This is a genomic window from Micromonospora sp. NPDC003776, from assembly GCF_053605645.1.
The window spans coordinates 1-2,066 of record NZ_JBSGJR010000839.1 but is presented as its reverse complement, the minus strand read 5'-3'; the positions used below and the strand labels follow the sequence as shown (position 1 = coordinate 2,066).

Genomic DNA, 2,066 nt, shown 5'->3' with positions numbered 1-2,066 from the left:
CTGCTGGGCGCGGACGACGGCGGCCTTCACCCGATCGCGGCCGAGCGTGCCGACGGCGTCGGCGAGCGCCGGGTCGGCGAGCAGCGCGTCGGTACGCGGCACCCGCCGCCGCGGGTCGGCGTCACGCATCGGGTCACCCCCTGGCGGGCCTCGCAGAGGCGGAACCCTCGAATCTGCTTGGCGGAGACGGACGGGAATCGAACCCGCCTGGCCCGGGTCCCGGACCACACCGGTTTTGAAGACCGGGAGGGGCACCAGCCGCCTGAACGCCTCCAACCAGCACTTAACCACATACGATCTCCCGCCGCCCGGCGAGGGCGGCAGCTCCGCCGGATCAGGGTCCGGGCGTCTGGAAGTGCGGCCTCGGCTTGCCGGCCGTGCTGGGCAGCCGGGTGAGCGGCGGGAGCACCAGCGCGACGAAGGCGATGATCCCGATGACGGTGAACGGCAGGGTGTAGCTCTTCCCGCTGGCGTCGTAGAGCACGGCGGTGAGCAGCGGGCCGACCACGCCGCCGATGCTCCACGCCACGATCATCGCCCCGTAGATGGCACCCGCGTTCGGGGTGCCGAAGTAGTCGGCGGCGGTCGCCGGCATGGTGCCGAAGCCGCCCCCGTAGGCGAGGTAGACCAGGGCGGCGAGCACCGCGAAGAGCCAGAAGGCGGAGGCGTGCGGCAGGATCAGAAAGCAGATGCCCTGCAGCGCGAGCATGCCGAGGAACGCCGGCATCCGGCCGATCCGGTCGGACAGCCACGCCCAGGCCACCCGCCCGCCCCCGTTGAACAGGCCGAGGATGCCGACCATCCCGGCGGCGGTGGCCGCGCTGACCCCGGCGACCGTCTGGGCCGCGTCCGCGGCCTGCGAGATCAGCGCGATGCCGCAGGTCACGTTGAGGGCGAGGATCAGCGTGAGCTGGTACCACTGCCGGGTGCGCAGGGCCTCACCGAAGGTGTACGTCCGGGTTCCGGCGACCGCCCGGCCGCCGACCGCCGGGGTGAAGCCCGGCACCTGGTAGCCGGCGGGTGGGTCGCGGAAGAACGACGCCCCGAGCAGCACGGCGACCAGGTAGGCGATGCCCAGGGGCAGGAAGACGCTGGTCTTGTGGTCGGTGCCGGCCAGCAGCGCCTTGGCCACCGGCGCGGTGATCACCGCGCCGAAACCGAAGCCGGCCACCGCGATGCCGGTGATCAGGCCCCGCTTGTCGGGGAACCACTTGCTGAGCATCGCGATCGGGGTGATGTAGGCGGCGCCGAGGCCGATGCCGCCCAGCACCCCGTAGGTGAGCAGCAGCAGCCAGAGTTGGTCGCTCGAGGACACCAGCGAGGCCAGCATGGTGCCGACGGCGTAGAGGATGCCGCCGCCCAGGGCGACCGGTCGCGGTCCCCGGCGGTCCTGGATGCGCCCGCCGACCAGGCTGCCGATGAAGATGGTGCCGATCGCCACCTCGAACGGCAGCACCACCTCGGCCTTGCTCCAGCCGAACTCGGCCTGCAGCGGCTTGTTGAACACGCTCCACGCGTACACCGCGCCGAGCGCGAGCTGGACGAGCACGGCGGCCAGCACGAGGCCCCACCGGCCCCGTGTCGGTGGTCGACGATCCCGCGAACCTTCGGTTGATGTGGCCATGAGCGGTACCCCCGTATCGGCTCATGGGCCTGGCGCCTGCTACGTGTCCGCCCCCGAATTCGGGCCGGCGCCCGGCCCGCTGACGTCTGATGTGCCGCGCTCCCGCTGCGCGCGTTCCCGCTGCGGGACGACCGTGTACTTCGGGTCCCTCGCCGAGGCGACCCCGCCGTGGAAGATGCCGAACCGGGTGCAGACCGAGGCGGCCAGCAGCGCGCCGCCGGAGAGCGCGGAGAGCAGCCGGCTGCGGCGGCCGACCAGCGCGCCCACCACGCCGGCGGCGGTCAGCGACCGGCCCGCGCGCAGCAGCTTGCCGGCGGTGCCGACCGTGTAGGGCTCGCTGAGCAGGCCCAGCCGGTTCTCCACCCGGTGCGATCCCCACAGCTCCAGGGCCGCGCCGGCGACGGCGAGGCGCCGCGCCGGGCCGGCCTGCCCGGGCGGCGCG

Annotated in this window: 2 protein-coding genes, 1 tRNA gene and 1 pseudogene; all 4 read right to left on the bottom strand. The window is 73.5% G+C overall.

Annotated features, from left to right (window positions below; all coding sequences use genetic code 11):
- A partial coding sequence (locus tag ACWEVO_RS35565) for a hypothetical protein (RefSeq protein WP_452311789.1) occupies positions 1–129 on the bottom strand: 129 nt, incomplete at its 3' end.
- Positions 130–178: 49 nt separating this feature from the next.
- A tRNA-Sec gene (locus ACWEVO_RS35560) sits at positions 179–274 on the bottom strand.
- A 60-nt stretch (positions 275–334) separates the two neighbouring features.
- Complete coding sequence (locus ACWEVO_RS35555) at positions 335–1,561, bottom strand: L-lactate MFS transporter (protein ID WP_452311788.1); 1,227 nt, start codon at positions 1,559–1,561, stop codon at positions 335–337.
- A gap of 102 nt (positions 1,562–1,663) precedes the next feature.
- Positions 1,664–2,066: pseudogene (locus tag ACWEVO_RS35550) on the bottom strand (NrfD/PsrC family molybdoenzyme membrane anchor subunit); the annotation flags it as partial.